This window comes from Marinobacter sp., from assembly GCF_052091845.1.
Lineage (GTDB): Bacteria > Pseudomonadota > Gammaproteobacteria > Pseudomonadales > Oleiphilaceae > Marinobacter.
Map to the genome: position 1 here is coordinate 1 of NZ_JBQDCO010000040.1, position 24039 is coordinate 24039.

Below are 24039 nucleotides of genomic sequence, written 5' to 3' on the forward strand. Positions count from 1 at the left end.
CGAAAATCAATCATGTCCCGGAACTTCCAGGTGGTGTCCACGTGCATCAGGGGGAAGGGGGGCTTGCCGGGATAGAACGCCTTGCGGGCAAGGTGCAGCATCACTGCAGAATCTTTACCAATGGAGTAGAGCATCACCGGGTTATCAAACTCGGCGGCCACTTCCCGAATGATATGAATGCTTTCCGCTTCCAGTTGCTTCAGATGCGTAAGATTGTATGTGGTCATGATAATCCGTTGCCGCAGCGGGCTTTGAGAGCATGCAAGTTGAAGTGGCAACTATAACAGAGGCTGTAATGCTATAAGAAGGGCTTCATTTAGAGTTTTAAGTTATAGTAATATAGCGCCCAAATAGCGCCAAACAGAGTGGGGCTGCAAGATAGAAGGAGGGGGTGTTACTCCACGGGTTTACAGGGAGCGAGCAAGCAGTTTGCGTACGTAGGTATCCACATAATCAAACCCGTTGTCTTCGAAATCCACAAACTGAATGCCCAGTTTAAACTCGTTTCTGGCCATTCTTCGCAGATGAACAACCGTGCCGTTGGCAACAATAGAGACTGGCTGGGACGGGGTTACCGGCACAGAGAAGCGGGCTTTGACGACAATCAGATTACCCGGGGCGGGCACTTTCAGGCGAGGTATCAGTTGGCTGACTGTTTCCTGGTCGCAGGAGATCATGACGCCGGTGCGAGAGAGGTTGGCAATTTTGCAGGTGAGCAAACAACCGTCTGGCTTCTCGATAACGATATCGCTTACAACATCGGCACGTTGCTGGTTGCGCAGGTTGGTCTTCACTGTTGCAGCTGTCATGGGCACTCTTTTTTAGACTATTCTGGCCAGATCAAATTCAAATAAGGTGGCAGAATAAGGCGTAAACGTTGAAAATTGTAGTTGCTTATTTTTTGATCAGCAACTTAAGTGCCGCATATTGTGTCAGATTTTCTGAATTTTTTTGAACAAAAGTTCACATTTTTGATTTGAATCAGAAAGTTTTTTACCCCATAACCCCTTTAGCTATCAGTAAGCCGCCTCTATGGTCAGAGGCGGCTTGTGTTGCTTTTTGCTAATCAGTTAATTTCGATCAACACCTCGCCCGGAGTTACCCGGTCGCCCTTGGCCACATGAATAGCCTCTATCTTACCGTCGATATTGGCATGCACCTCTGTTTCCATTTTCATGGCTTCGGTAATCAGCACGGCTTGGCCAGCCGTTACGGTATCGCCTTCGCTGACCAGCACGTCTACCACGTTGCCCGGCATGGCAGTGCTTACATGGCCGGGGGACGTGGCTTTTTGACGACCGCTGCCACCGCCTTCGGCAACGTATTCGTTTAAGGGTTCAAATACCACTTCTTCAGGCATGCCATCCAGCGACAAGTAGAGCTTGCGCTTGCCAGCGCCTGAGTCGCCAGCACCGGTTACCGCCACTTCGTAGCTCTCGCCATGAACTTCAATGCGAAATTCCGTTGCAATGGCTGGGCTCATGCGCTCGCGAGCTTCGGCTTCTGGTGGCAGTAACGGCTCAGGAACCAGGGTGCCGTCTTTGCGTTGCTGCAGAAATTCGCGTCCCAGATCAGGGAACATGGCATAGGTGAGTACGTCTTCCTCGTTGCTGGCAAGCTCGCCTATATCTTTGCGCAGGTTGTTCATTTCCGGGCTGAGCTGGTCGGCAGGACGGCCCTCATCAACGGATTCATTGCCAATGGCTTTATTGCGCACATCGGCGTTCACTGGTGCGGGCGGCTGACCATAGCCCCCCTGTAAATAGCGTTTAACTTCATTACTGATGGTTTTGTAGCGCTCGCCAGCCAATACATTGTACACCGCCTGAGTACCGACAATTTGTGAGGTGGGCGTAACCAGAGGTGGAAAGCCCAGATCCTCCCGCACGCGCGGGATTTCATCAAATACGTCGCGGATACGGTCCAGCGAGTTTTGTTCTTTCAGCTGGTTCGCCAGGTTCGACATCATGCCGCCTGGTACCTGGCTTATCTGCACCGAGACATCTTCGCGGGTGAACTCACTTTCAAACTGCCGATATTTCTTACGCACCTCGTGGAAGTAATCTGCAATCTCGCTTAGCAGGGTCAGGTTCAGCCCGGTGTCATAATCCGTGCCTTTCAGGGCGGCCACCTGGGATTCGGTTGCCGGGTGGCTGGTGCCGGAGGCGAACGCCGAAATGGCGGTATCAATCCGGTCAACACCGGCCTCGACGGCTTTCAGTTGGCACAAAGGAGCCAGCCCGGAGGTGGCGTGGCTGTGGATTACCAGCGGTAAATCCACCTCCGCCTTGATGGCCTTCACCAGATCATAGGTGGCATAGGGGGTGAGCAAGCCCGCCATGTCCTTGATAGCGATGGAATCGGCGCCCATCGCCTGCATGTCTTTTGCCTGTTGCACGAACAACGCCGGCGTGTGCACCGGGCTGGTGGTGTAGCACAGGGTGCCCTGGGCATGTTTGCCGGCTTTCTTTACCGCCTTCATCGCGGTTTCCAGGTTGCGGGTGTCGTTCAGGGCGTCAAACACCCGGAACACATCTATGCCGTTATCGGCGGCTTTCTGGACAAAGGCTTCCACCACGTCGTCGGCGTAATGCCGGTAGCCCAGCAGATTCTGCCCGCGCAGCAGCATCTGCAGGCGGGTATTGGGCAGGGCTTCGCGCAATTGGCGCAAGCGCTCCCAGGGGTCTTCCTTTAAAAACCGCACACAGGCGTCAAAGGTGGCGCCACCCCAGACTTCCAGCGACCAGTAGCCAACCTGGTCCAGCTTGTCGCAAATGGGCAGCATATCCTCCGTGCGCATGCGGGTAGCAATCAGCGACTGGTGCGCATCACGCAGAATTACATCGGTAACTTCAATTTTCTTGGTGCTAGTCATGGTTCGATACTCCTGCGGCTTACCAGCCGGCATGCGCGGCAATAGTGGCGGCCAGGGCCAGGGCAACGGCACTGGGGTGGCGTTTGGTCGAGTAGTTCAGCAGTTCCGGATGCTCGGGCACAAAACTGGTGTTGAAGTCGCCGCTGCGAAAATCCGGGTGTTCAAGAATCTGCTGATAATAGTTGGCGGTGGTGGTGATGCCGTGCAGACGCATGTCGTCCAGGGCGCGCTTGCCCCGGGCAATCACCTCGTCCCAGGTCAACGCCCACACCACCAGCTTCAGGCACATGGAATCGTAGTAGGGTGGAATCTCATAGCCGGTGTAAATGGCGGTATCCACCCGCACGCCCGGGCCCCCGGGGGCGTAGTAATGGGTGATGCGGCCAAAGCTGGGCAAGAAGTCGTTCTTCGGGTCTTCAGCGTTAATGCGAAACTGCAGGGCATAGCCACGATACTGGATGTCTTCCTGGCGGTAACTCAGGGGCAGGCCAGAGGCGATACGCAGTTGCTCGCGCACAATATCCACCCCGGTGATGGCCTCGGTGATGGTGTGCTCCACCTGCACCCGGGTGTTCATTTCCATGAAGTACACTTCGTTGCCGGTGAGCAGAAATTCCACAGTACCGGCGTTCTCATAACCTACCGCCGTGGCCGCCCGTACCGCCAGATCCCCCACATACTGGCGCTGCTCCGGAGTGAGCTGCGGGCTGGGGGCTATCTCGATCAGCTTCTGGTTGCGTCGCTGTATCGAGCAATCCCGCTCGAACAGATGGATGGCATTACCCTGACTGTCGGCCAGCACCTGCACCTCAATGTGGCGTGGGTTTACAATGCATTTTTCCATGAATACATCGGCCGAACCAAAGGCCTTGGTGGCCTCGGAAATCACCCGTGGGTACTGGGTTTTCAGCTCCTGTGCCGAATCGCAGCGGCGAATACCCCGCCCGCCGCCGCCGGAGGTGGCCTTCACCATCACCGGGTAGCCTATCTCGTCGGCCAGCTTCAGCGCTTCTTCCAGAGTTTCCAGATTGCCGTCAGAACCGGGGGTTATGGGCACGCCAGCCGCGCGCATGCTGTCCCTGGCCTGGGTTTTGTCCCCCATGCCGTGAATGACGCTGGATTTTGGGCCAATGAAGGCTACGCCTTTTTGCTCACACAAGCGGGCAAGCTCGGCGTTTTCCGAAAGAAATCCATAGCCCGGGTGAATGCCGTCGCAGCCGGTCTCCACCGCCAGGTTAACGATGCGTGCCGGGTCAAGATAACCGGCCAGAGGGTCATCGCCCAGGGAGTAGGATTCATCGGCCCGCTTCACGTGCAGGCCGTAGCGGTCTGGGTCGGTGTAAATGGCGACCGAACGGATCCCCATTTCAGCACAGGCCCGCACAATACGAACGGCGATCTCGCCGCGATTGGCGATTAACACTTTCCTCAGCATGGGAGGTTCCTCGTTTCTTCTTCTTGAATGAAGGTAGGAAATAGAGTACCGAGACTGCGTAATCATAAAAAATTGATATTATTTCGCTTAGGTATAAGATTTATCTTATAGATGGTTTTGGAGGAGCAAGTATGCCACTCAGCATCCAGGTGTTGGCCAACAGGCTGACGTTTCGTCAGTTGCAAGTGTTCAAGGCGGTTTATGATCTGAAGAGCTACAGCAAAGCAGGGGATTTGCTGGGCCTGACCCAGCCTGCCGTCAGCAGTCAGATTCGCCATCTGGAGCAGGCACTGGACAGACCCATGTTTGAATACGTGGGGCGAAAGCTCTATTGCACCGCAGCAGGGGAAGAAATGGCAGCGTGCGTGCGCTCGGTATTTCGCGAGCTTGCCAACATGCAGAACCGCCTGGCAGCACTCGAGGGAAGAGTAGCGGGGGACCTGCGGTTGCTGGCGGTAAGCACCGCACAGTACGTAGTGCCTTATCTGCTGGGCTCGTTTTTGCAGCGCAATCCCCAGGTCAACATCTCTGTATCGGTTGTTAATCGAGCCATTGCCCTGGAGCGGCTGAACGAAAACAGCGACGATCTGGTGATCATGGGCATGGTGCCCCAAGGGCGGCCACTCACCTCGCTGCCCTTTCTGGACAACGAGTTGATCCCCGTGGTCCCCGCCGGCCATCCTTTACTTGCTCAGGCATCGGTGAGCAGCGAGGCATTTTTGAACAGCAATCTGTTGATCCGCGAACCCGGCTCCGGCAGCCGGTTGGCGCTGGAAGTCTATTGCCAGCATCACCGCCTGAAAATCGCGCCGGTCATGGAATTAGGCTCTAACGAAGCGGTCAAACACGCCGTGCTGGCGGGCCTGGGTGTGGCGATTATGCCCAGGTTGAGCGTGGTTTCGGAGCTGGCCCTGGGCTCCCTGGTAGCGCTCGACATCCCCGGCTTCCCGCTACGCCGCAGCTGGTGCGTAGTTTACCCGCAAGGACGACACCCAACACCCGCCATGAAGGCCTTTGTTGACTATGTTCAACACAACATTGCGCATTTTGAGGCGTTGTTTCGGGGATTGGCAGCCGGTTAGTTTGGGAAGGAGCAGCAAGCCCGCTCCTCCCCAAACCTAACGCAATTAACCCCCAAGCTTGCGAACAAGAATCTCATTGAACAACTTGGGATTCCCCTGGCCCTTCGAAGCCTTCATCAAAGGCCCCATAAAGCCCCCCAGCATCTTCTTCTGCTTCTTCGGGTCCTGCTCCTGCTGATACTGGGCCACCTGATCCGGCATGGCGGCGAGCACCTCATCCACCATCTGCTCCAAAGCCCCGGTATCCGACACCTGCTTCAGCCCCTGGGCGTCAATCACCGCATCGGCGTTGTCGCTGTCGCCGTTCCACAAGGCCTCAAACACCTTTTTGGCACCGGAGGACGACACCGTGTTGTCGGCAATGCGTGCCACCAGTTGCCCAAGTTGAGTGCCGGTGATCGGCGCTTGCGCCACCGTTTTATCCTCGGCATTCAGACGTGCAGAAAACTCCCCCAACACCCAGTTGGCCGCCAGCTTCGCATCCTTGCCATGCTCAGCCGTTTCCTCAAAGAAGCTCGCAAACCGGGCCTCGGCGCTCAACAGGCCGGCATCATAATCGTTCAGCCCATACTGCTCCCTGAACCTCGCCTTGCGCTCATCCGGCAGCTCCGGCAGCAGCTCCCGGGCACTCTCGATAAAGGCATCGTCAATCACCACCGGCAGCAGGTCCGGGCAGGGGAAGTAACGGTAATCGTTGGCTTCCTCCTTGGTGCGCATGGAGCGGGATTCGTCCCGCTCGCCGTTGTACAGACGGGTTTCCTGAACAATCCGGCCGCCGTCTTCCAGAATGTCCATCTGCCGCTCCACCTCGTGGGCGATGGCCTGTTCCATAAAGCGGAAGGAGTTGAGGTTCTTGGTCTCCGTGCGCGTGCCCAGGGTTTCGGAGCCCTTGGGTTTGAGCGAGATATTCACGTCAAAACGCAACGAGCCCTGGCTCATATCGCCATCGCAAATGCCCAGCGAGGCCACCAGGTTGTGCAGCTTCTTGGCAAAGGCCACGGCTTCCTCGGCGTTGCTCATGTCCGGCTCGGTGACCACCTCGATCAGCGGTGTGCCGGCGCGGTTCAGGTCGATGCCGGTCATGCCATGGTAGTCTTCGTGCAGAGACTTGCCGGCATCTTCCTCCAGGTGGGCGTGGTGGATGCGCACCCGCTTGCTGCTGCCATCGGCCAGATCAACATCCACAAAGCCAGGCCCCACAATGGGGTGGTCCAGTTGCGTGATCTGGTAGCCCTTGGGCAAATCCGGGTAAAAGTAGTTCTTGCGGTCGAACACCGAGCGCCGGCCAATCTCGGCATTCACCGCCAGGCCAAACATCACCGCGTAGCGGAACGCCTGCTCATTGGGCACCGGCAGGGTGCCAGGCATGGCCAGGTCAACGGCGCTGGCCTGGGTGTTGGGGCCGGCACCAAAGGCGGTGCTGGAGCCGGAAAAAATCTTGGTTTGGGTGGCAAGCTGAACGTGAATTTCCAGCCCGATCACAATATCCCACTGCATAACTCGTCTCCTGATTCGGGCTTATTGGGGAAGCTGCTGGTGCCAGTCGGTAACCTGCTGGAACTGATGGGCGGCGTTCAGCAGGCGGGCTTCGTCAAAATAGTTGCCGATAATCTGCAGCCCCACGGGTAACCCGTCAACAAAGCCGGCGGGTACCGACATGGCCGGCACGCCCGCCAGGTTCACCGCGATGGTGAAAATGTCTTCCAGATACATGGTCACCGGGTCGCTGGTCTTCTCGCCCTGGGCGAACGCCGGTGAAGGAGACACCGGGCTCATCAGCACGTCCACCTCTTTCAGGGCATTGATAAAGTCCTGCTGGATCAGGCGGCGCACCTTCTGGGCCTTAAGGTAATAGGCGTCGAAATAACCGGCGGAGAGCGCATAGGTGCCCACCAGAATCCGTCGTTTCACCTCATCGCCGAACCCTTCGGCGCGGGTGCGGGTATACAGATCGTTCAAATCTGCCGGCTCAGCGCAGCGGTAACCGTAGCGCACGCCATCAAATCGCGACAGGTTGGCCGAGGCCTCCGCCGGCGCAATCACATAGTAGGCGGCAACGGCCAGTTGCGCATGGGGCAGGGAGACTTCCTTCACCGTCGCCCCCAGCGCTTCGTATTCGCGGATCGCGTTGCGCACCTGCGCTTCCATGGCCGGGTTCAGCTGATCAGAGAAATACTCCTTTGGCAGGCCGATCTTCAGGCCCTTCAACGGCTCGTTCAGCGTCGCGGTATAGTCTGGCACCGCCCGATCAGCGCAGGTGGAATCCTTGCCGTCAAAGCCCGCCATCACGTTCAGCATCAGCGCATTGTCCTCAGCGGTGCGCGCCATGGTGCCGCCCTGATCAAGGCTTGAGGCAAAGGCAATCATGCCGTAGCGGGACACCCGCCCGTAGGTGGGCTTCAGCCCGGTAATGCCGCACAGGGCCGCCGGCTGGCGAATAGAGCCGCCGGTATCCGTGGCCGTTGCCGCCGGCACCAGGCGTGCTGCCACGGCCGTAGCCGAGCCGCCGGACGAGCCGCCGGGTACGCGCTTTTGCCCGCTGCCCAGCCCCCAGGGGTTGGTAACCGCACCAAAAAAGCTGGTCTCATTGGACGAGCCCATGGCGAACTCATCCATATTGGTCTTGCCCAGGCACACCGCACCGGCCTGGCGGAAATTCGCCGTCACCGTGGCATCATAGGGCGGCACAAAATTCGCCAGCATCTTCGAGCCGGCGGTGGTGGTCACGCCCCGGGTGCAAAACAGGTCCTTGTGGGCAAACGGCACCCCGGTCCAGATGCCGGCCTTGCCCGCCGCCCGCTGCTCATCAGCCGCCTTGGCATCGGCCAGGGCCTGCTCTTCGCTCAGGGTAATAAAGCTGTTGTACTGGCCGTCTTCGGCCTTGATGTGATCGAGGAACTCACGGGTCAGTTCCACACTTGAAATCTTGCCGCCTTCCAGCTCGCGGGAAAGCTCTGCTACGGATTTGTTATGCATGCTCAATCCTGGTGAGGGGGTTCGTCAGGGCAATTAAAACGGGCTCGGCTGCCTGCGTTATTCAATCACGCGGGGCACAAGGTACAGACCGTCCTCGGTGGCCGGCGCAATCGCCTGAAACGCCTCCCGTTGATTGGTCTCGGTAACTTCATCCGCCCGCAGCCGTTGCACCGCATCCAATGGGTGCGCCAGCGGTTCGATGTTGGCGGTGTCGGCAGCGCCCAGCTGGTCTACCAGGCTCAGAATGTTACCCAGATCACTCTCCAGCGCCGAAACCTGCGCCTCGTCGACGCGGATACGGGCGAGCACCGCGACTTTTTCAATGTCTTCCCGGGAAATAGACACGTTTTGTCTCCCAAATAAATGAAATGTCGGTAATAAAGTAGAAGCTTGCTAAGGTGTTGCACCGAGTTGTGAGGCTGTTCGGGGAAGGCTTTTCAAAACTGTAGAGGGCCAAGGATGGCCCGAAACAAGCGCACACGGATGTGCTTGTAGCGTGTTTTGAAAAGCCTTCCCCGAGCAGCCTTCCACCCAAGCAAAAAAACAAGGCACATATAGTAACAGATTCAAACAAAGTCGGGAGAGGCCAAAGTGTTGCGAAAATGCGAGAATAGTGGGATTCGCGGCCCGATGGCGCCTTGCCTGCAGTGGGGCTCACTGCTAAAGTTGCCGCATCTTTCTGCAACCGCAACTCTTAGGTTGAAACTACACGAATGTTGATTAAAAGAATCCGAGGCTTATTCTCCAGCGACTTGTCCATTGACCTGGGCACCGCCAACACCCTTATTTTCGTGCGTGACCGCGGTATTGTGCTGAACGAGCCGTCCGTTGTAGCCATTCGTACCAGCAATTCCCAGAAGATGGTGGCGGCAGTCGGTGCCGAAGCCAAACGCATGCTGGGTCGCACGCCCGGCAATATTACCGCCATCCGACCCATGAAAGACGGCGTTATCGCCGATTTTGTGGTAACCGAAAAAATGCTTCAGCACTTTATTCATATGGTGCACGAGAACAGCTTCATCACACCCAGCCCGAGGGTTCTGGTGTGCGTACCCAGTAAATCGACCCAGGTGGAACGCAAGGCCATCCGCGAATCCGCTCTGGGTGCTGGCGCCCGAGAAGTGTTCCTGATTGAAGAACCCATGGCAGCGGCGATCGGTGCCGGCCTGCCAGTAGAAGAAGCCAGCGGGTCAATGATTGTCGACATTGGTGGCGGCACCTCCGAAATTGCCATCATCTCGCTGAACGGCATTGTTTACGCTGATTCGGTCAGGGTGGGTGGCGACAAGTTCGACGAAGCCATTGTTACCTACGTGCGCCGCAATTACGGCAGCCTGATTGGCGACACCACTGCCGAGCGCATCAAGCACGAAGTGGGCTGTGCCTATGAAGGTCTGGAAGTGCTGGAAATCGACGTGCGTGGTCGCAACCTGGCCGAGGGCGTGCCCCGTGCCTTCACGCTGAACAGTGAAGAAATTCTGGATGCCCTGCAGGAATCCCTGGCCCAGATCGTCCAGACGGTTAAAAGTGCGTTGGAGCAATCTCCGCCAGAGTTGGCATCGGATATTGCCGAGCGAGGCATCGTGTTAACCGGCGGTGGAGCGCTGTTGCGCGGTTTGGATAAACTGATCAGTGAAGAAACCGGCTTGCCGGTGATTGTTGCTGAGGACCCGCTAACCTGCGTCGCCCGCGGCGGCGGCAAGGCGCTGGAAGTGATTGACCGGGGTGGCATCGGAATGTTCTCCCAGGAGGGATAATCCTTTGGGGAGGGATCGCCATTAAAACCATTTTTGTCCAGGGGCCAATGCCAGGCCTCAGGCTTGTGCTTGTTATTATTGTGTCGGCAGCGTTGATCGTTGCCGATCACCAGTTTGATCGCGTTACGCCTGTTCGCAGCACTTTGGCAACCGGTCTCACGCCGGTTTACTGGCTTGGTAACGCGCCCTACCAGTTTAGCGATTGGGTGGCCGGCCTGTTCACCACCCGCGAAGATGTGAAACAGGAAAACGCAGATTTGAAAGCCCGCCTGCTCATCCTCGAGCGCAGGGCTCTAAAGTACGCCGCTTTAGCCTCTGAAAACAACGAACTTCGCCGCCTGATGAACTCCTCGGAATTGCTCGACGACCGGGTAATTGTAAGTGAGGTGGTGAGTGTGTCGCCCGATCCTTATTCCCACGAAATTATTATCAATAAAGGAAGCAGCGACGGCTTACAGGTGGGGCAGGCCATACTCGACGCCCATGGTCTGATGGGGCAGGTGGTGCAGACCAGTCAGGTCACCTCCCGTGTACTTCTGGTCTCAGATAGCAGCCATGCTGTGCCGGTTGAGGTGGTACGCAACGGGCTGCGGGCTATTCTTCTTGGCACCGGCGATTCGGGCACCCTTGATTTGGTTCATGTGCCAGACACGGCCGATATTCGTGAAGGAGATTTGCTGGTGAGCTCCGGCCTTGGCGGGCGTTTCCCACGGGGGTACCCGGTAGCGGAGGTAAGCCTGATCAACAAAGAGCCGGGGGAGCCTTTTGTTGATATTCAGGCGCGTCCCAAGGCCGAGCTAAATCAAAGCCGCCTGGTTTTGGTTGTGTTCTCACCCGAAGGCGAATCGCCGGCTGAATCAGAAGCAAACGGGGATATGCCGCCACGTACTCCAGCCACCGAATCGGCGCAAGAGGGGCAGGGCTGATGTTATCTGTAATCAGTTATCCGGTATTTGTGCTGTCGGTTATTGTATCGTTGGTGCTGAGTATTTCACTGTTCCCCGTGGGTTGGTTCGAATTTCGCCCTGAGTGGCTTGGCCTGGTGGTTTTCTACTGGACATTTCGCGCGCCGGGGCAGTTCGGCATTGTGTTCGCCTGGTGCCTTGGCTTATTGCTGGATGTGCTGGAGGCCACTCCGCTGGGCGTTAACGCGCTGGCAATGGGACTGATCGCCTTTCTGGTTCTTACCATTCACCAGCGTCTACGTATGTACCCCATGCCACAACAGTGCCTGATGGTGTTCCTGTTATTGGGCATCAACCAGATGCTGGTGCATTTTGTAAAACAGATGCTTGGTGGCGAAGACGGTGGTTTCAGCTATCTGTGGCCCGCGCTGACCAGCGCCATTGCATGGCCGGTGTTCTGCATAGTGCTAGACAACATTAACCGAAAGCTGGGTTAGCCATGACCTCTATTATTTTAGCCTCGGCGTCACCGCGCCGGTCTGAACTGCTTGCACAAATCTGTGTTCCGTTTTCGGTGCAGCCCGCCCATATTGATGAAACCCCCGGAACTGAAGAAGCGGCCGGTGATTATGTTGAGCGGTTGGCCTGTGAAAAAGCATTGGCGGTTGCAGTTAATTTTCCTGCCACACAGGTTGTAGGCTCCGATACATCGGTGGTTCTTGATGGTGCCATTCTTGGCAAGCCCGTCGATAAAAGCGAGGCTAAAGCCATGCTGGCCCGGTTGTCTGGCAAGAGCCACCAGGTGATGACAGCGGTGGCGCTGGCGAAAGATACACACTGTGAGTCCCGACTGGTGATCACAAACGTTACCTTTCGTGTGTTGTCGGAGACTGAAATTGACGCTTATGTGGCCACAGGCGAACCAATGGACAAAGCCGGGAGTTATGGTATCCAGGGCCTTGGTGGTATTTTTGTTAAGGAACTGAAGGGAAGTTACAGTGCTGTTGTGGGCCTGCCGTTACAGGAAACATCTGCTTTGCTTGCCGATGCCGGCTGTCCTGTTTGGAAACACTGGCCGAGTAGTCTGGAGAGCCAATCATGAGCGAAGAAATCCTGATCAACGTAACGCCGGTTGAAACCCGGGTGGCGCTGGTCGAAAACGGTATGCTACAGGAAGCGTATATCGAGCGTGCCAGTCGCAAGGGCATTGTCGGGAATATCTACAAAGGAAAAGTGGTACGGGTATTGCCCGGCATGGAGGCAGCATTTGTCGACATAGGCCTGGAAAAAGCCGCCTTTATCCACGCCTCTGATGTGGTTTCCAGCCAACCCAATACGTCAAACCCTGTCGATACCCCTAAGGCAGTGCCTGATATTCGTAGCTTGTTGCGGGAAGGCCAGTCATTAGTGGTGCAGGTAACCAAAGACCCCATTGGCACAAAAGGCGCGCGCCTCACTACACAGCTTTCCGTTCCGTCTCGTTACCTGGTGTTTATGCCCGAAGTGAATCATGTGGGGGTTTCCCAGCGAATAGAGGACGAAACAGAGCGTAACCGCCTGAAAACCCTTGTTGAGGAAAGTGCCGCCGCGCATCCTGACGTAAAAGGTGGGTATATTATCCGCACCGCAGCTGAGGCTGCGACGGAAGAAGAGCTGATTGCTGATATGCATTACCTGCACCGTCTCAGCCAGTCGATATATGAATGGATTGCCAAAGTGCAGGCTCCCGGGGTTGTATACCAGGACTTGCCGCTGTTCATTCGTACCATCCGTGATCTCATTCGGCCACAAACAGAAAAAATACGCATCGATAGCCGTGAGAGCTACCAGCGAGTTATGGAATTTGTTGGCGAGTTCGTTACCGAGTTTGCTGACAAAGTGGAGTACTACCCGGGCGAGCGGCCCATTTTTGACCTTTACTCAGTGGAGGACGAGATTCAGAAGGCACTCAGCCGTAAGGTGCAGCTTAAATCCGGGGGTTATGTGATCATCGATCAGACGGAAGCCATGACCACCATAGATATCAACACCGGCGCCTTTGTGGGCCACCGTAATCTTGAAGAAACGATTTTCAAAACCAACCTGGAAGCAGCCAGGGCAATCAGTCGCCAACTGCGTTTGCGCAATCTGGGCGGTATCATCATTATCGATTTTATCGACATGGATGATGTAGAGCACCAGCGCCAGGTTTATCGAATGCTGGAAAAAATGCTCGAGCGGGATCACGCCAAAACCAAAATTACCGGCGTATCCGAGCTGGGGCTTGTAGAGATGACCCGGAAACGAACCACAGAGAGCCTCGGGCAGGTACTGTGTGAGCCTTGCCCGATTTGCGACGGCCGAGGCTTTCTGAAAACCAGCGAAACAGTGTGTTTTGAGATTTTCCGGGAAATCCTGCGGGTTAATCGGGCCTACGACGTCGAACACTATCTGGTAATGGCGTCTCAAAGCGTGGTCGATCGGCTTGTTGATGAAGAATCCGATAATGTGGCAGATCTCGAAACCTTTATTGAAAAAGCCGTCCGTTTTCAGGTTGAGCCGTTTTACAGCCAGGAACAGTACGATGTCGTTTTGCTCTGATTCCAGTGCGATGCACCGGCACAGGATGTGATTATGAGTAATGCCCCCGATGTCTTCCTCTGAACGCCCGCCTCTTCGCTTGATGGCGCTGTTTACCAGCGTCGTATGGTGGCTGCTGTTGATTGTATTGGTGCTGTTTGCCCTCTATGCAGGCATTGGCCGGCAGCTTACCCAGAATGTAGACAGTTTTCGGGAAGACCTTTCCCTGGAGCTTTCAGCCCGCCTGGGGCATGAAGTAAACATTGGTAGCCTCTCCTCTCAATGGTTCTGGCTGGACCCTTCATTTACGGCGCAGGATATCAGCGTTACCAACCCGGAGTCCGGGGAACAGGTGATGAGTCTGCAGCATCTGAGCATTCGTTTGGACGCGCTGACGTCACTGATGCGATTCAGGATTGTGTTCGAGGATTTCGAAGCCGGCGGGCTTGAGTTAACACTGAATCAGAAAGCCAACGGCGATGTGGGTGTGAAAGGCGCTGATTTCCCGGAACCGTTTACTAATCAGTTCCGGTACTGGCTGGAAGTTGCCGGGAAGTGGCTATCAGACCCCTATATTAAAGTGACCCGTGTGAGCCTGGGTATTCGTGACAACCAGGGCCAGTTGCGTCACATGGATATTCCCCAGCTTGATCTGGTGTATCGCAAAGGCTTGTTTCGCGCCTCCGGGCGTGCCATGCGATCTGCGACCACTCAGCAGCTTGCCAGCTTCACACTGGTCGGCAAGCACTTTTTCCGGGGCGATTTCAGCGGCCAGCTTTACCTGGACGTGGATTCTGACCGGTTGTTTGACGGCCTGATAGACGAATACCAGTGGCAGGGCATCCGTATAGAAGGGTTTGACCTGGGTGGCGAAGCCTGGCTGACCTTCCGTGAAGGTATTATTCAGCAAATAAGCGGAACCGTGAGAGCGCCCTACCTGCAATTGGGCCTGCCCGGTGAATCTCTGGCACCGTTAGAAGATATTAGCGCCCGCTTTGGCTGGCGCCGTCATAATACCGTGATGGAGGCACCCGAGCAGGCCGGTGAGTGGGCGGAAACCATCGGTGAATGGCATTTGAAGCAGCTAGCCTGGACCTGGAACGGCGACCAGGTTGAGTCATTCAGCGTAAAACTGTTCCCGGAACCGGAAGGGTTCACCGTTACCGCCGACGCCATGCCGCTGGCCCCCCTGAGAAACCTGGTGGGCGCGCTGCCGCTGTTGCCTGCAGTGGCGGCCGAGGCACTGCAAGACTATCGCCCTACGGGCTTTCTTGACGGCGTGAAAATCAGTGTTCCGGGCCACGATGGCAACCTTTTTGAGTTCTCTGGCCGGCTCAGAGATGTTGGCGCTGCCGCTTATGGCGGGGCGCCAGCAGTCAGCGGCGTGCAAGGCATTATTTATGTCGACCAAAGCGCCGGGTATGTGCAGGCCCGTGCCGGTGTTCAACCGGTTACCCTGGGCTTTCCTGAACTGTTCAGCAGTGAGTGGTCCCTGCCCGAGATGGCTGCAACCGTCGCATGGCAGCTGAAAGGGCCTGTTACCCGGGTATACGCAGACAATATACGCCTTGGTTATGGCGATAAGACCCGCATGACCGGCGCGTTTGATCTGAAACTGGATGAACAGGGAGAGAGTAACCTGGGTCTCCGTGTGGGGCTTGAACATGGCGACGCCTCCATGCTGGCCCACTTTGTTCCGCAGAAAGTTGTGGACGCGGGTCTTTATGACTGGCTGACCGAGTCCATTACAAAAGCGGACATCACATCGGGTGTTTACTATGGCCATGGCCAGATTGACTCAGAGGCACCTCCGAATTCGTTTGTGTCATCCATGTGGTATGAGTTTGAAAATGCCACCGTGCGATACGATGACCAGTGGCCTGAGGTAACCGGTGCTCGCGGGCGCGTAGATATACAGAACGGCGATACGGTAGTGGCGTTGCAAACCGGTAAAACCGGGGGGTTATCATTGAACCCCGGCACCGTCACAGTCGTTCCGGAACAGGATGGGGCGCGTGTGCAGGTAGATGTGTCGGCACCGGTGACGGGCAATGAAGTGTCCTACTGGATGGAAAACAGCCCGTTTGGTGATATGGCCGGTGCCGACGCCAGGCGCCTTGATTATGCAGGCAATTATGAGCTGGACCTTGCAATTGACTTACCGCTAACAGGTAACGCAGCACCTGTGGTTGAGGCGAGAGTTCGCACAGGCAATGGTTCACTCAACTACCCCGACGCCGATTTGCGCTGGGATAATATTTCCGGTGCTCTGACCTATCATTCGGTCAAGGGGTTTTCCGGCGAGCCTCTGCAAGCACGTTTTCTGGGCGAACCGGTCACAGTGATGTTCAGTCAGATCGCACCCGCCGAGTCAGGGGGGGCTGAGGCACTCAGAATAAAGCAAACCGGCACACTGTCAGTGCCAGGCGTGTTTCGCCAGACCGGGGTCGCTCCTGAAGCTGCCAACGACAGCGAACCTCGGAACAGCCAGTACGGTCTCAGCGGCAAGATTGATTACACAGCACAGCTGGATGTAGCTGCCGGTGGTGCGTCAGGCCTGACTCTTCGTTCCGATCTCGACGGATTGACCATTGACTGGCCGGCACCCTTTTCCAAAAAACCAGGCCAGGCAACCCCCCTGGTGGCAGAGATAGACATGGAGGCAGAAGACGGCCTGGGTATTTCCGGTACTTGGGAGAACCGTGCAACCTTTGATCTGGTGTGGAAGAGCTCCGGGCTTGATCTCACCTTTGGTAAGCTCTACTTGGGAGATCAAACCCTTACAAATATCGATCTCGAAGCGTTTAATCTGGGTGATCGCTGGGTACTGAGCACACGCTCAGAGAGAGCTGTGGGCCGGATTGTCATACCGAACGATCAGGGTCTTGTGACGGCAGATTTCGAAGTGCTTCGTTTGGTTCGAAATGATTCTGGCGAGAAGGCCGCGCCAGAGTTGCTAACCCTGGAACAACAACTTGAAGCTTTTCGGGCCATGGATATGGCGAGCTGGCCGAATGTAGATGTGGCTATATCCGAGTTGCAACTTAATGGCGATAGCCTGGGGCGCTGGTTTTTCCACCTGAGGCCGGAGCACCAAAAGCTCAATGTTAACGGCATAGAGGGCCGCCTCAAATCCCTTGTGCTGCAGGGTAATATGACCTGGGGTCTGGTAGATAACAGGGAGGTCAGCCAGTTTTCCGGAACGGTTACCGGCGGCGCGCTGGCCGATCTTGGTGAGCTGTTTGATTCTGAGATTCCGCTAACCAACAAGCAGACCGACATCGAGTTTGAACTGGATTGGCCCGGGCGCCCGGATGAGTTCGAACTCGGGAGCCTCAGTGGCGAAACCGGTTTTCGTCTGGATGACGGGGTTGTCCTTGAACGTAATAACAGCGCACAACTGTTCAGAGTCTTCAACCTTCTCAATTCCGATACTCTGTGGCGAAGGCTCAAGCTGGATTTTTCAGATCTTTATGAACGCGGCGTAGCGTTTGATGCCATTTCGGGTAAAGCACGTCTGATGGATGGCTTGCTGACAATGGATCCCGAACTTCAGGTGGTTGGGCCCTCCGGTGCGTTCAAGCTTAGCGGCAGTACCAATCTGGCGGATGAAATTCTGGATATGCGCCTGGTGGTGGTTCTGCCCTTGACCCAGAACCTGCCGCTGGCGGCGCTATTAATGGGGGCCAGTGCGCCCATCGGAGGGGCGCTTTTCGTGTTGGACAAGGTGCTGGGCGATCCCTTGAGCAAGCTTACCAGTGCCACCTACAATGTCACCGGCACATGGGATAATCCGAGCGTTGATCTGCGGCAGGTATTTGATACCAGTAACTAAAAAGTCAGGCTTCAGCCTCGTCAACGCACTCCCGCAGATACCGAAACAGCTTGCGGGACTGGCCCGTGTTTTTCTGTTTTTCCACATCCTTTCTCGCGTTACGAACCAGATTGCGCAAATGCTGTATATCGGCTTCGGGACAGTAACTGAAAAACTCGCCCGCTACGGAATCGCCATCGGCAATCATTCGGTCGCGCCAGCGTTCAGCCAAATGGTGGCGGCGGGTATGTTCCTCACTGCCTGAATCAAATGCGTCGATGGCCCGCTGCAGGCCATCCGGATCATCTTCCTGCCGGATAATCTTGCCAATGTATTGCAGGTGGCGACGTTTGGCCTCGTTTTGCCGAATTCTGCGGGATTCCTCAATGGCACTTCTCAAGGTATCGCTGATAGTGAGCGTATCAAGCTGATCGTTACTCAACTCGATCATGCGCTTGCCCATGTTTTGCAGTGCGTGCATCTCCCGCTTGAGCTGGGACTTACTGGGCCCGTCGTATTGCGGAGCGTCGTCTTGGTTGTCGTCAATCATGGTTTATTTCCAGGTTTTTCGGGTCACGCGTAAAAAATGGTCGCAAGGCCGAGGAATGACATAAAGCCCACAACATCTGTCACGGTGGTCAGTATAACGCTGCCTGCCAGGGCAGGATCGATATTACGGGATTTCAGGAAAAGAGGCAGTACCGTACCCACTAGCGCAGCTGCCACCAGGTTGATGATGAGCGCCGCAGCAATAATGGCGCCAATCAGCACATCCTGAAACCACGCCATGGCCGCGGCGGCTACAACCACTGCCCAGAGCATGCCATTGAGAATACCGGAGAGAAACTCCCGGTTCAGCAGCCAGCCCACATTGGCACCGCTGATTTGGCCTACCGCCATGCCCCGGATAACCAGTGTGAGGGTCTGACTGCCGGCAATGCCGCCCATGCTGGCCACAATGGGCATAAGCACAGCGAGGGCAACCACCTTGGCAATGGTGTCCTCAAACAGGCCAATCACGCCGGAGGCAGTGAACGCGGTGAGCAGGTTCACCCCCAGCCAGATTGCCCGGCGCCGGGTTGTTTTCCACACTGGCGCAAAGGTGTCCTCGTCATCATCCAGGCCGGCCATGCTCATCAGTGAGTGGTCTGCATCCTCCCGGATAACATCCACCACATCATCGATGGTGATTCGTCCCAGAAGACGGCCTTCCTGATTTACAACCGGCGCAGAGATCAAGTCGTAGCGCTCAAACAGGGTGGCAACCTTGGTGTCCGGCAGGGTAACGGGTATAGGTTCAATATCAGTATCCATCACTTCCCGCACGGTGGCGGTCTGGTTGGATACAAGCATTTTTGTAATGGGCAGCATGCCGATAAAGTCATCCCGCCGGCTCACCACAATCAGGCTGTCTGTCATGGACGGCAGCGCCCGGTGCCGGCGCAGATAGCGTAATACCACGTCAATGCTGATATCAGGGCGCACGGTAATGGTGTCCGTGTTCATCAAGCCGCCGGCGGTGTCTTCCGGGTAGGAAAGCACTTCTTCAACCCGCTGCCTGTCCTGGTCATCCATGGTGTCCAGAACTTCCCGGATCACCGTGTCTGGCAACTGCTGAAGAAGGTCGGCCAGATCGTCGGATTCAAAGTCTTCAACAATATCCGCCAGTTCCTGAGCGTTCAGTCGGCTCAGGTATTCGGCCCGTATGTCCTCGTTCAGGTATTGAAGAACTTCGCCTTCCAGCTGTTTGTCTACCAGGTTCCAGAGCAGGTCACGCTGGCGTGGCGGCGAGGATTCCAGTAGGTGGGCGATATCACTGGGGCTCAGGCCACCGTTAAGAATACGGGCAACCTGTTTAAGCGCACCACTGTCCAGCGCCTCGCCCAGTGAACGTAAACGTTGGCGGGCCTGGCTTTTTTCCAGAATATCGGACATGAATCACCTGCATGAGAAAACGTCCGTATTATAACGGAGTTAGCCGGCGCACGTGAAAAAGAGTTGCAGGGAATTTCCGGGAGCGGCAGTGAAAAGGTGTTCTATTCGCCTTCTCCAAAATAGTTGTTAATGAGGGCGGCAAGGGCGTCGACCGCCTGCTGCTCATCCGGGCCGTCGGCCACCAGTTCCACTTCGGTGCCTTTGCTGGCCGCGAGCATCATAATTTGCATGATATTTTTGGCATCTACCTCGCGGCCTTTGCCGCAGAGTTTTACCGCACTGTCGAACTGTGATGCGGTAGCCACCAGTTTTGCGGTGGCCCGGGCATGCAGACCAAGCTTGTTAATAATCGTAATGGGTTGGCGTATCACAGCAAATCAGATCTCTTTCCGGGCCTGCAGATGCGGCAGTTCCGTATGACGAACCTGTACGTTGTCGCTGTGTTCCCGGAAGTGCCGACCCAGCTGCTCGCAAATATAAACCGACCGGTGCTGGCCACCCGTGCAGCCAATGGAAATGGTCATGTAACTGCGGTTGCTGTCGGCAAAAGAAGGAATCCAGCTTTCCAGAAACGCAATAAGATCGTTGACCATTTTTCCGCTTGCCGGCTCTTTCTCAAGAAACTCGATAACCGGTTGGTCTATGCCGGTAAACCTGCGCAGGCTGGTATCCCAGTAAGGGTTGGGCAGGCAACGCACATCAAACACGTAATCGGAATCCAGCGGCACGCCATGCTTGAAGCCAAAAGACTGGAACAACAGAGCCAGTTCCTGGTCTTTGCGACCAGCCACGCGCTGCTTCACCATGTCCCGCAGCTCGTACATCGACAGGCCTTTGGTGTTGATGTACAAATCGGCCAGCCTGGAAAGTGGCTCCAGCAGGTCTTTTTCGCTGTTGATAGCCTCTCTCAGGGAGGTTTTGTCATTGCTCAGCGGGTGTTTGCGTCGGGTCGCGTGAAATCGCTGAAGCAGCGATTGTTCATCGGCGTCCAGGTAGATGATTTCCACCTGGGTATCCGCCTTACGCAGCTTGCGGAAAATGGCTTCAAAGTTTGCCAGCTCGGCAGAAAGATTGCGGGCATCAATGCTAACCGCCATTTTGTCGAGCCGCCCGGGGGCGCTTTGCTCTGCGGCTTCCCGTGTAAGAGGGAACAGAAGCCCGATAGGCAGGTTATCAATGCAGTAGTAGCCAAGGTCTTCCAGTACGTGCAGGGCGGTACTCTTGCCGGAGCCGGATCGGCCACTGACGATGATCAGCTTCATAGTGAAACAGCCTGTTGCCAGAGTGAATATCAGCCGCTTTCGGCAGTCATGCTTTGGTAGAGCTCACTTGCATTCTGGCACTGCCTGAGGCGGTCACAGAAGGTGCGCTCGTTAAACTTTTCAGCCAGTTGGCTTAGTAGCTCAAGGTGCTCACTGGTGGCTTCTTTGGGCACAACAAGTGCGAACACAAGGTCTACCGATTGGTTGTCGATTGCATCAAATTCGACCGTTTCTTCCAGCGTCATCAAAACGCCAATCACTTGCTCGAGCCCCTCCAGCCTGCAATGGGGGATGGCGATGCCCTGGCCGATTCCAGTGCTGCCCAGCCGCTCACGGGAAATCAGGTTGTTAAAAATCTGGCCTTCGCTCAGTGCAGGGTTGTGCTGGTGAATCTGTTCGGCAATAAACTCCAGAACCCGCTTTTTACTAGCGGCGGGCACCTTGCACAGAGTAAGCTCCGGGGCAAGAATGTTGTCTATTGTGAGGGATGTGTCACTCATGAATCGACCGTGCTTCCGTTAAAAAAGCTGCGACACGCTCTCCGTGCCGCAGCCTGATTAGATAACATGCTTGAAAATAATCGCCTAGCGGGCGATATTTCCCTGCATCCTGTCCACACTTTTTTCCTTGTGCTTGAGGATTTGCCGATCAAGCTTATCGACGAGACCGTCGATCGCTGCGTACATATCCTCGTTTTCCGCCTTTGCGTGAATCTCACCGCCAACCACGTGGAGCGTCGCATCCGCGATCTGACGAACCTTATCCACCTCCAGGGTCACCTGGCAGTTGCTGATATGGTCGAAGTGCCGTTGCAGCCTTTCAAATTTCTCAGATACATAGCCCTTCAGGGCGGGAGTCAGTTCTACGTGATGGCCTGAAATATTGAGTTGCATAGACGTCTCCTGTTGTCATCCGTTCCGGCTCGGTGAGCCGGCCTGAGTGCTGGCGCATCGCTGCACCGGCGAAATCCGGTTAAGGCTTGCAAGCTGGGCCGAGGCTCAAACCAGACGCTTGCGTTCGTTTGAGGGCGGAATGTGCATTGCTTCGCGGTATTTCGCAACGGTGCGCCGCGCCACCTTGATGCCTTCTTCGCCCAGCATGGCCGCAATTTTGCTGTCACTCAACGGCTTTTTCGGTGTTTCTGTGGCAATCAGTTTCTTGATCATAGCGCGTATTGCCGTTGATGAGCATTCGCCGCCTTCATCTGTGCCAACGTGGCTGGAAAAAAAATACTTTAACTCAAAAATGCCACGGGGCGTGTGCATGTACTTTTGCGTGGTGACACGGGAAATGGTCGATTCGTGCATCTCCACTAATTGCGCGATATCCGAGAGAATCAGCGGTTTCATTGCCTCCTCCCCGTGGTCCAGAAAGCCCTGTTGATATTCAACTATGCGCGTTGCAACTTTCAACAGTGTTTCGTTCCGGCTCTGCAGGCTTTTAATAAACCACTTTGCCTCCTGCAGTTGGTCGCGCAGGTAGGTGTTATCTGCACTGCTGTCTGCACGCTTTATTAATGAAGCATAGCTGGCATTCACCCGTATGCGCGGTGCAATGTCAGGATTCAGCTCTACGCGCCAGCGGCCGTTGTGTTTGCGCACGATCACGTCGGGGATCACATAATCCGGCTCGGTACGATCAATAATGTCGCCCGGTTGTGGGTTAAGGCCGGTAATCAGCGCAAGTACCTCTCGCAACTGGTCTTCTTTAAGGCGGCTGCGGCGAAGCAGCTGGGCGTAATCACGGTTGCCCAGCAGATTGATATAATGGGTAATAACCAGCCGGGCCTGCGCCAGCCAGGGGGTATCTGGTGGCAGCTGGTTGAGCTGAATCAGCAGGCAATCCTGAAGGTCTCTGGCAAACACCCCCGGCGGATCAAAGTGCTGCAGCCGGCGCAAAACGGCTTCTACTTCATCCAGTTCAAGGGGGTCTTCATCAGAGTCGTCGGCCAGGCCGGCATAAATATCCTCAACCTGGCTGGTCAGATAGCCTCGATCATCCACCGCATCCATTAGCGCGTGGGCAATGGCCTGATCGCGCTCGCTCAGGGGGGTAAGGTTCAGTTGCCACTCAAGATGATCCCGCAGGGTTTCGCTGGGCGAGTTACGGGTTTCGAAATCATGGTCGTTTTCGTCATCGTTTCGCGTGGCTGGCGCCGGGGCAGACTGATAAATATCGTCCCAGGCGGTATCCACCGGAAGATCGTCGGGAAGGGTGTCTGGAATATCGTTTTCAGTTTGCCAGTCGGGGCCGTTTTCGCCCTCATCCCAATCAGGGCCGGGAGAATCTGAAGCGACATCAGAGGGCGTTTCGTCTGAGGTGTTGTCCTGGTGCTGGTCGTCTGCTGACGGAGCGTCTGCTTGCTCGTCTTCCTCCGGAGCTTCCAGCAGGGGGTTGGATTCCAAAGCCTGTTGGATTTCCTGCTGAAGGTCGAGGGTCGATAACTGCAGAAGCCTGATCGCCTGTTGTAGCTGGGGCGTCATTGTCAGGCTTTGGCCCATCTTTAATTGTAAAGAGGCTTTCATAACCATCGCTCAGGATCCGTCATTTTTCCTACTCTGAATGTGTTGCTTCAGAAAAAATCTTTATATACCGGTTACTTGCCGTCTTATCCCAATGCCCTAGCAAGTTCTTTGCCGAGTCTACTTGTTCAGGGTCAGCAAAACAATCGAACGCCAATATGCTTAGGTCGAATACAGGCGCTACAAGCGGAATTCATTACCAAGATACACTTCCTTGACTTGCTGGTTGGCAAGAATGGTTTCGGAATTTCCGGAAGCAATAATGTGCCCACCGGAAACGATGTAAGCGTTCTCGCAGATATCCAGTGTTTCCCGCACATTGTGATCGGTAATCAGCACGCCTATGCCTTTGTCTCTGAGGTGGCGAATGATCTGTTTGATATCACTCACCGAGATCGGGTCTACGCCGGCAAAAGGCTCGTCCAGCAAAATAAAAGCAGGCTCCATAGCCAGGGCGCGGGCTATTTCTACCCGGCGCCGCTCGCCGCCAGAAAGCGCCATGCCGATACTGTCGCGGATGTGGGTAATGTGGAATTCTTCCAGCAACTGTTCCAGTTTGCTCCGGCGCTCCTCGCCGCTGAGCCCTTTGCGGGTTTCCAGAATCGCCATAATGTTATCCCGCACTGAAAGCTTGCGGAACACCGAGGCTTCCTGTGGTAAATAACCAATGCCTTTGCGGGCTCTACCATGCATGGGCAGTGGCGTAATGTCTTCGCTGTCGATAGTGATGCGGCCGTTATCGGCGTTCACCAGCCCTACAATCATGTAGAAGCAGGTGGTTTTGCCGGCGCCATTCGGTCCGAGCAAACCCACAATTTCACCGCTGCGAATCTCCAGCGAAACATCGATAACGACTTTTTTCTGCTTATAGCTTTTTGCCAGATTACTCGCTCTGAGAACAGCCATCGGAACCCTGT

The 24039-nt window shown here is 55.7% G+C and carries 22 protein-coding genes; 7 read left to right on the forward strand and 15 right to left on the reverse strand.

The annotated features are described in order from the left end of the window. From ACTHYN_RS12625 to ACTHYN_RS12640, 4 genes are all read right to left on the reverse strand, one after another. On the reverse strand, positions 1-227 hold a 227-nt coding region (locus tag ACTHYN_RS12625; protein ID WP_441812792.1), incomplete at its 3' end, for a phosphoadenosine phosphosulfate reductase domain-containing protein. Positions 228-407: 180 nt separating this feature from the next. Further along, positions 408-809, reverse strand: coding sequence for a PilZ domain-containing protein (locus tag ACTHYN_RS12630; protein WP_441812793.1), 402 nt, complete (start codon positions 807-809; stop codon positions 408-410). Between the two features lie 257 nt (positions 810-1066). After that, entirely contained in the window at positions 1067-2875 is a 1809-nt protein-coding gene (gene oadA, locus ACTHYN_RS12635) for a sodium-extruding oxaloacetate decarboxylase subunit alpha (RefSeq protein WP_441812794.1), read from the reverse strand. A gap of 19 nt (positions 2876-2894) precedes the next feature. Next, entirely contained in the window at positions 2895-4310 is a 1416-nt protein-coding gene (locus ACTHYN_RS12640; protein ID WP_441812795.1) for an acetyl-CoA carboxylase biotin carboxylase subunit, read from the reverse strand. A gap of 131 nt (positions 4311-4441) precedes the next feature. Between ACTHYN_RS12640 and ACTHYN_RS12645 the strand changes: the two genes are divergently transcribed. After that, the gene (locus tag ACTHYN_RS12645) at positions 4442-5392 is read left to right on the forward strand and encodes a LysR family transcriptional regulator (RefSeq protein ID WP_441812796.1); all 951 of its coding nucleotides are present in this window, start codon (positions 4442-4444) and stop codon (positions 5390-5392) included. A gap of 45 nt (positions 5393-5437) precedes the next feature. Here the strand turns inward: ACTHYN_RS12645 and gatB are convergent, their stop codons facing one another. The 3 genes from gatB to gatC are packed head-to-tail and all read right to left on the reverse strand — an operon-like array spanning position 5438 to position 8713. Further along, positions 5438-6889, reverse strand: a complete 1452-nt coding sequence (gene gatB, locus ACTHYN_RS12650) for an Asp-tRNA(Asn)/Glu-tRNA(Gln) amidotransferase subunit GatB (protein ID WP_441812797.1) — start codon at positions 6887-6889, stop codon at positions 5438-5440. A gap of 21 nt (positions 6890-6910) precedes the next feature. After that, positions 6911-8368, reverse strand: coding sequence for an Asp-tRNA(Asn)/Glu-tRNA(Gln) amidotransferase subunit GatA (gene gatA, locus ACTHYN_RS12655; protein WP_441812798.1), 1458 nt, complete (start codon positions 8366-8368; stop codon positions 6911-6913). 57 nt (positions 8369-8425) lie between these two features. Further along, entirely contained in the window at positions 8426-8713 is a 288-nt protein-coding gene (gatC, locus tag ACTHYN_RS12660; protein WP_441812799.1) for an Asp-tRNA(Asn)/Glu-tRNA(Gln) amidotransferase subunit GatC, read from the reverse strand. 371 nt (positions 8714-9084) lie between these two features. Between gatC and ACTHYN_RS12665 the strand changes: the two genes are divergently transcribed. The 6 genes from ACTHYN_RS12665 to ACTHYN_RS12690 are packed head-to-tail and all read left to right on the forward strand — an operon-like array spanning position 9085 to position 17424. Further along, positions 9085-10125, forward strand: coding sequence for a rod shape-determining protein (locus tag ACTHYN_RS12665; RefSeq protein ID WP_441812823.1), 1041 nt, complete (start codon positions 9085-9087; stop codon positions 10123-10125). 47 nt (positions 10126-10172) lie between these two features. After that, entirely contained in the window at positions 10173-11051 is an 879-nt protein-coding gene (gene mreC, locus ACTHYN_RS12670) for a rod shape-determining protein MreC (RefSeq protein WP_441812800.1), read from the forward strand. Further along, positions 11051-11527, forward strand: a complete 477-nt coding sequence (gene mreD / locus ACTHYN_RS12675; RefSeq protein ID WP_441812801.1) for a rod shape-determining protein MreD — start codon at positions 11051-11053, stop codon at positions 11525-11527. Before mreC ends, mreD begins: the two co-directional genes overlap by 1 nt. A gap of 2 nt (positions 11528-11529) precedes the next feature. Beyond that, on the forward strand, positions 11530-12132 hold the full coding sequence (locus tag ACTHYN_RS12680; protein ID WP_441812802.1) for a Maf family protein: 603 nt from the start codon (positions 11530-11532) through the stop codon (positions 12130-12132). Beyond that, positions 12129-13610 (forward strand): ribonuclease G, encoded by a 1482-nt coding sequence (rng, locus tag ACTHYN_RS12685; protein ID WP_441812803.1) that lies wholly within the window; start codon positions 12129-12131, stop codon positions 13608-13610. Before ACTHYN_RS12680 ends, rng begins: the two co-directional genes overlap by 4 nt. 40 nt (positions 13611-13650) lie before the next feature. Beyond that, complete coding sequence (locus ACTHYN_RS12690) at positions 13651-17424, forward strand: YhdP family phospholipid transporter (RefSeq protein ID WP_441812804.1); 3774 nt, start codon at positions 13651-13653, stop codon at positions 17422-17424. 4 nt (positions 17425-17428) lie between these two features. Here ACTHYN_RS12690 and yjgA read toward each other — a convergent pair whose 3' ends face one another. The 8 genes from yjgA to lptB all read right to left on the reverse strand — a co-directional run bounded on the left by yjgA (position 17429) and on the right by lptB (position 24028). Further along, positions 17429-17953 carry a ribosome biogenesis factor YjgA gene (yjgA, locus tag ACTHYN_RS12695; protein ID WP_441812805.1) on the reverse strand — a complete coding sequence of 175 codons (525 nt, stop codon included), beginning with the start codon at positions 17951-17953 and terminating at the stop codon, positions 17429-17431. Positions 17954-17976: 23 nt separating this feature from the next. Beyond that, a complete protein-coding gene (gene mgtE, locus ACTHYN_RS12700) occupies positions 17977-19338 on the reverse strand; it encodes a magnesium transporter (RefSeq protein ID WP_441812806.1) in 1362 nt (453 codons plus the stop codon). Positions 19339-19439: 101 nt separating this feature from the next. Beyond that, positions 19440-19709 carry an HPr family phosphocarrier protein gene (locus tag ACTHYN_RS12705; RefSeq protein WP_441812807.1) on the reverse strand — a complete coding sequence of 90 codons (270 nt, stop codon included), beginning with the start codon at positions 19707-19709 and terminating at the stop codon, positions 19440-19442. A gap of 6 nt (positions 19710-19715) precedes the next feature. Beyond that, on the reverse strand, positions 19716-20600 hold the full coding sequence (gene rapZ / locus ACTHYN_RS12710) for an RNase adapter RapZ (RefSeq protein WP_441812808.1): 885 nt from the start codon (positions 20598-20600) through the stop codon (positions 19716-19718). 29 nt (positions 20601-20629) lie between these two features. Continuing rightward, on the reverse strand, positions 20630-21100 hold the full coding sequence (gene ptsN, locus ACTHYN_RS12715) for a PTS IIA-like nitrogen regulatory protein PtsN (RefSeq protein WP_441812809.1): 471 nt from the start codon (positions 21098-21100) through the stop codon (positions 20630-20632). Between the two features lie 84 nt (positions 21101-21184). Beyond that, positions 21185-21493, reverse strand: coding sequence for a ribosome hibernation promoting factor (hpf, locus tag ACTHYN_RS12720; protein ID WP_441812810.1), 309 nt, complete (start codon positions 21491-21493; stop codon positions 21185-21187). Between the two features lie 105 nt (positions 21494-21598). Further along, entirely contained in the window at positions 21599-23125 is a 1527-nt protein-coding gene (locus ACTHYN_RS12725; RefSeq protein ID WP_441812811.1) for an RNA polymerase factor sigma-54, read from the reverse strand. A gap of 177 nt (positions 23126-23302) precedes the next feature. Beyond that, positions 23303-24028, reverse strand: a complete 726-nt coding sequence (gene lptB / locus ACTHYN_RS12730; protein ID WP_441812812.1) for an LPS export ABC transporter ATP-binding protein — start codon at positions 24026-24028, stop codon at positions 23303-23305. Positions 24029-24039: the final 11 nt, after the last annotated feature.

Excerpts from the sequence above, each read along its gene's own strand:
- ACTHYN_RS12630 (WP_441812793.1), bottom strand. The coding sequence starts at position 809 with ATGACAGCTGCAACAGTGAAGACCAACCTGCGCAACCAGCAACGTGCC.
- oadA (WP_441812794.1), bottom strand. The coding sequence starts at position 2,875 with ATGACTAGCACCAAGAAAATTGAAGTTACCGATGTAATTCTGCGTGAT.
- ACTHYN_RS12640 (WP_441812795.1), bottom strand. The coding sequence starts at position 4,310 with ATGCTGAGGAAAGTGTTAATCGCCAATCGCGGCGAGATCGCCGTTCGT.
- ACTHYN_RS12645 (WP_441812796.1), top strand. The coding sequence starts at position 4,442 with ATGCCACTCAGCATCCAGGTGTTGGCCAACAGGCTGACGTTTCGTCAG.
- gatB (WP_441812797.1), bottom strand. The coding sequence starts at position 6,889 with ATGCAGTGGGATATTGTGATCGGGCTGGAAATTCACGTTCAGCTTGCC.
- gatA (WP_441812798.1), bottom strand. The coding sequence starts at position 8,368 with ATGCATAACAAATCCGTAGCAGAGCTTTCCCGCGAGCTGGAAGGCGGC.
- mreC (WP_441812800.1), top strand. The coding sequence starts at position 10,173 with ATGCCAGGCCTCAGGCTTGTGCTTGTTATTATTGTGTCGGCAGCGTTG.
- mreD (WP_441812801.1), top strand. The coding sequence starts at position 11,051 with ATGTTATCTGTAATCAGTTATCCGGTATTTGTGCTGTCGGTTATTGTA.
- ACTHYN_RS12680 (WP_441812802.1), top strand. The coding sequence starts at position 11,530 with ATGACCTCTATTATTTTAGCCTCGGCGTCACCGCGCCGGTCTGAACTG.
- rng (WP_441812803.1), top strand. The coding sequence starts at position 12,129 with ATGAGCGAAGAAATCCTGATCAACGTAACGCCGGTTGAAACCCGGGTG.
- ACTHYN_RS12690 (WP_441812804.1), top strand. The coding sequence starts at position 13,651 with ATGCCCCCGATGTCTTCCTCTGAACGCCCGCCTCTTCGCTTGATGGCG.
- yjgA (WP_441812805.1), bottom strand. The coding sequence starts at position 17,953 with ATGATTGACGACAACCAAGACGACGCTCCGCAATACGACGGGCCCAGT.
- mgtE (WP_441812806.1), bottom strand. The coding sequence starts at position 19,338 with ATGTCCGATATTCTGGAAAAAAGCCAGGCCCGCCAACGTTTACGTTCA.
- rapZ (WP_441812808.1), bottom strand. The coding sequence starts at position 20,600 with ATGAAGCTGATCATCGTCAGTGGCCGATCCGGCTCCGGCAAGAGTACC.
- ptsN (WP_441812809.1), bottom strand. The coding sequence starts at position 21,100 with ATGAGTGACACATCCCTCACAATAGACAACATTCTTGCCCCGGAGCTT.
- hpf (WP_441812810.1), bottom strand. The coding sequence starts at position 21,493 with ATGCAACTCAATATTTCAGGCCATCACGTAGAACTGACTCCCGCCCTG.
- ACTHYN_RS12725 (WP_441812811.1), bottom strand. The coding sequence starts at position 23,125 with ATGAAAGCCTCTTTACAATTAAAGATGGGCCAAAGCCTGACAATGACG.
- lptB (WP_441812812.1), bottom strand. The coding sequence starts at position 24,028 with ATGGCTGTTCTCAGAGCGAGTAATCTGGCAAAAAGCTATAAGCAGAAA.